Annotated in this window: 3 protein-coding genes and 2 pseudogenes; 1 reads left to right on the forward strand and 4 read right to left on the reverse strand. The window is 35.4% G+C overall.

Translation table 11 applies throughout. The features are described 5' to 3' along the window. Positions 1 to 443: pseudogene (locus F6K13_RS19545) on the forward strand (SH3 domain-containing protein); the annotation flags it as partial. A 177-nt stretch (positions 444 to 620) separates the two neighbouring features. Here F6K13_RS19545 and F6K13_RS19550 read toward each other — a convergent pair. The 4 genes and pseudogenes from F6K13_RS19550 to F6K13_RS19565 all read right to left on the reverse strand — a co-directional run bounded on the left by F6K13_RS19550 (position 621) and on the right by F6K13_RS19565 (position 4,326). Continuing rightward, a pseudogene (locus tag F6K13_RS19550) lies at positions 621 to 926 on the reverse strand (sensor histidine kinase). A 97-nt stretch (positions 927 to 1,023) separates the two neighbouring features. Next, positions 1,024 to 1,203: a hypothetical protein gene (locus F6K13_RS19555; protein ID WP_124146848.1), complete on the reverse strand. Its 180-nt coding sequence runs from the start codon at positions 1,201 to 1,203 to the stop codon at positions 1,024 to 1,026. 431 nt (positions 1,204 to 1,634) lie between these two features. Beyond that, positions 1,635 to 1,820, reverse strand: coding sequence for a hypothetical protein (locus tag F6K13_RS19560; protein ID WP_124146849.1), 186 nt, complete (start codon positions 1,818 to 1,820; stop codon positions 1,635 to 1,637). A 631-nt stretch (positions 1,821 to 2,451) separates the two neighbouring features. Continuing rightward, a complete protein-coding gene (locus F6K13_RS19565; protein ID WP_287288093.1) occupies positions 2,452 to 4,326 on the reverse strand; it encodes a response regulator in 1,875 nt (624 codons plus the stop codon). Positions 4,327 to 4,558 lie beyond the last annotated feature (232 nt).

A 4,558-nucleotide genomic window follows, 5' to 3' on the forward strand; every position in this document is an offset into this window, starting at 1 on the left:
TTTCTCAACTTAACAATAATACCTTTGTTTCTGTCGCAGATGAAAAATCTGGCTGGCTACGAATTACTAATCCAGTTATAGGTTGGGTTGCCAAGAACCGAACTCGTAGCACTTGTGCCAGGGTAGATAAGACTATTACTTTTTCCCCAGAAAGTAACACAGCTATTGTTAGAGGGGAGATGATTGGTACTGGTAGTCATAACTATCGGGTTAGGATGATCCAGGGTCAGACCATGACTATCAAAAATTTTGGGGATGTATTTCCGGCAATTATTAGTCCTGATGGCCAACTTATGGCAAGGGAACCTAATATTGAAGGTAATGAAAATGAATGGACAGATACTATGCCTATCAGTGGAGTATATACTTTACAATTAGATTCTAATTTCCGTGGATTTGAATATGAATTTTTAGTAGAAATTAAAGACAACAGAAATTTTTAATACAAATCTCAAAAAAACTGTTGATTTTAGTTCTTTCTTTCTAATACTATACTGAAGTGAGGCTTAAATTATTAAGTAATTAACACAGACTGAATAAATTTTTTGATAATTAGCACGCCAGTTATTGTTAATTATTCTTATGTTTACTTCTCTGTACGAACGTTGCATGGAACGTCCCTACCCACTCCCCCACTCAATAAAATGGGGAATTGTTATCAGAAATTCTGTGCCTTTTCCTAGAGCAGAAATACATTCTAATTCTCCCTGATGATGTTCAACAATAACTTGATAGCTAATTGCTAAACCTAACCCTATACCTTGACCCACTGGTTTTGTGGTATAAAAAGGGTCAAATATTTATTTTTGTACTGCTTCACTCATACCTATGCCATTATCAGCTATCCTAATTATTACTTGATTTTTTGCTTCTATTGCCGTAGTAATAGTAATTTTGGGAGGTGGATTGCTTGATTCTTTTCCCATTGGTTGTACTGCATCAATAGCATTACCAATAATATTAATAAATATCTGATTCAGTTTGCCGGGATAGCATCTTACTTTGGGTAATTGACCGTAATTTTTAACAACTAGCTTCTTGCAATTTACTCTGAGTAATACCAGCTTCTATCTTGATTTCATAAACTTTGATTTTATCCAAGAGTTGTGCGGCTTTTTCTAATACAATGTCAACCAACTTCTCCATTTGCCCAAAATCACCATTCAAGTAGTTAGCTTCTGCCCCTTCTTCATATAATGCCAATTTTAGTTGATATTGAGTAGACCAACTATTTTCAGTCAGTAGATTTATCCCTGTATTAAAATAAGATATTGCTGTTTTATAAGCAGTAGATACTTTAGCCTTGATTCCCGTTTTAAATTTAAATTTGCTAACTCTTCCCTTACTTCTATTTTTGTAATTAATTGCACACCATAATTAAGTTGATTGACAATTTAAAATATTTTTTCTTCTAGTTGTTCATCCGCCCTATTGTTTAACAGTAGCATCCCAATTTTTAGATTAGTTTCTTGTTTTTTTTGTTGCGAAATTAGACGATAAGCTGCTTGTTAAACCCGGTCGTGGAGAAAATGATAAATTGGTGTTTGTAAATCAGTTATTTCACGGAAATGATCGTCGTTTTCTCCCTGATAAAATTTATAGGTTTCGTCCTCTGGCAAAATCAATCTTTCTGATCAAGCACCCCATAAACATAAGGCAGTTTCCGGCAGAGATTTTTCAGATACAATAGATAGAGTTTTTACATCAAACTTGTTGCTAATACAAGCTGCTAATTGCAATATTTCCTGAGTTGAAGGGGGAAGTTTTTGTATTTGGGCAGCCATTAATTCAACTACATTTCCTCTAGCTGCTAATATCATGTTCCCCCTCCGGGGGAGCTACGCTAACGGATAATCAGTTATAATAAAATTTAAGGACTCCGGGTACCGACAGTACCAAAGAAATACTGAAATTATCAATGCTTTTCTCCAATATTTTCTATGTATTCCTCCTTTCTTCCCTCCTGACTCCTGACTCCTGACTCCTGAGGACTCACAACAGTTATTTATAAGTATTCAACCGAACATGATATAAGATTTTAATTTCTGGCAAATTCAACAACCACTTATCCTGTTGATAGCGATAAAAGATTAATCTTTCCTTAACGAATAAAAATCACTCCTAAGTAGACCACAAAATAATTTTTGGGTAGATAGTAGGGATGTAGAGGTATTGCATGCAACGTCCGTAGGTCGTAGAAAAATGCTTTTGGGTTGCCCATACTAACTGTAGTCTATCTATATGAAAAGCGCTATCAGGAGAAGTAATTGTTGAACTAAGCTAAGAATCATTTAGATTCTATATTCCTTGTTCCCTTTGACAAAAATTGGATACAGTATATTCGGTGATTAATGTGGTACAATTGACGGGTGACGGGGTAAATTTTTGGCTTGTTCCCAACCCCCAACTCCCAACTCCCCATCTCCCCACCCTCCCCACCCTCCCTTGGTATTATACTCCTCTATGTTGCTGTATTTCTTGGTTTAACTCTTCCTTAACTCGTTCCCATTCAGCTCCAACTAGAGAAAGAATTTCAAGAGCTTTTTTTAAATTAAAATCTGCTCCAGACTCAACCACAGCACGAGTCATGTGCTCTAACTCTTGACACAATTCAGAAAAATTAATTGCTCCTAGTAAAGCACTACTAGACTTCAGAGTATGAGAAGCTCCTTTTAATGTAGTATAATCATGTTTTTTGATAGATTTCCTGATAATATCCATGTGCTTATTACCATCAACAAGATAGTCTTGTATCAAAATAATTAGAGTATCTGGTTCATCATCATAAAGATTGCGGAAATCTGCTAAAGTTTTGGGATTGATCGCTGATTTTTTTTCATATTCTGCTTCTAATATATTATCCAATAAATCTAAATCTTCAGCTGTAATTCCATCGGTTTCTGGTGCATTCTCTAAATCAATTAAATGTTCGTCAAGTTCTGCCAATTCTTGTAAACCTGCTTCAGAAATAAGTATCGTTTCATCATCATTAGTAGGAAGCAAACTACTGCTTGATGTTGAAGTGGGAAATATACTCTTAACTAACGCTTTTTCCTCCAACTGAGAGTTCAACTTGACTTTACCGTTGATAAATTTCTGCTTATAAGTAACTGGTTTCTTAGGAGGATCTCTTTTTACCAATGCTGAATCATTTCTAGGCGTTGACTTCTCCTTTCGTATTGGCAGCTTGCATTTGTTGAGAACTTCCACTAATTGATCACGACGAATTGGTTTGGTCACATAATCATCCATCCCAGCATTGAGACATTTATCACGATCGCCCTGCATAGCATTAGCTGTCATAGCAATGATCCAAGGACGTTTTTCTTCTGGATAATCTTGATGAATACGACTGGTGGTCTCTATTCCATCCATCTCTGGCATCTGTACATCCATTAATACCACATCGTAGGGTACTCGCTTGAGAGCATCTAAAACTTCTATTCCGTTAGCAGCTATATCTGCACGATAACCTATTCTTCCTAGCAAGTGTATTGCTACTTTCTGATTAATTACGTTATCTTCTGCCAACAAGATGCGGAGATGAGAGCGAGCGCTACTTCTCTCGCTAAACCTTTGAAAATATTTCAGACCTAAACTAGGAGTTTTTGCATTAGCTATTTTATCTGCTGTAGTACCAAATACTTGCAATAAAACATTATAAAATTGAGACTGTTTCACTGGTTTATTCAAAAAACCAGCTAAATTAACTTTTGCCTCTTGAAGTTCTCGGAAAATTTCTGCCTTGCCGAGATAAGTAAACATTAATAAGGGCAAAGATAACGAATAATTTTGCTCGACATTTTGTTGAGTTTCCAACTTCCGAATCTTTCTCGCTAATGTCAGTCCATCCATATCTGAAAGATTCATAGCAATAATCCCTATATCAAAATCTCTTCTCTGCTTCAACCAGTTCAAAGCTTTTGTACCAGAATCAGCAATTATAGGTATCATTTCCCATGAATTAACTTGTTGTTTTATTACCTCTTGATTAACAGGATGACTTTCAACAACTAATAATTTTTTACCTTTTAAGAAGGTATCAATTTCTTCAGAAGAAGGAACTGTAATTGCTTCTGCTTGAATCGTAAAATAAAAAGTTGAACCTTTACGATCTGCTTCGGGTTTAACAAAGTAAGGAGGTGGAGACCCTGCTATATTTACTAGAGATTTAACAGTATTTGAGTTGGCAAAATTCAGACCAGTTTCTCGGTTATTAATTCTGCTGTTATTATGATTAATTTTTGATTTAATAATTTGCCTATTTTTTTCTTTCAATTCATCTGTTTCTTTCCACTGAGAAACCACCCACATTTTACCGCCCATAATTTCACTTAAACGCTGACTAATAACTAATCCTAAACCAGTACCACCAAAATTGTTTCCCGTTCAAGCTATTTTACAGAATATCTTGATACAGCATTGCCCAGTTTAATAAATGAATTCAATTAATTCGGATTTTCACCCCCATTCAAGTGGATTTTTCGATTATCCGTTCCCGATTAATCTTCTTCAACTGGGGGGTATATTACGTCGAAATTTTGTGGCTAAATAGCCA

The organism is Okeania sp. SIO2B9 (assembly GCF_010672505.1).
GTDB classification, from domain to species: Bacteria; Cyanobacteriota; Cyanobacteriia; order Cyanobacteriales; family Microcoleaceae; genus Okeania; species Okeania hirsuta.

What these genes read in the sequence shown, in the direction of transcription:
- F6K13_RS19565 (WP_287288093.1), bottom strand. Translation starts at nt 4,326, where the DNA reads ATGGGCGGTAAAATGTGGGTGGTTTCTCAGTGGAAAGAAACAGATGAA.
- F6K13_RS19560 (WP_124146849.1), bottom strand. Translation starts at nt 1,820, where the DNA reads ATGATATTAGCAGCTAGAGGAAATGTAGTTGAATTAATGGCTGCCCAA.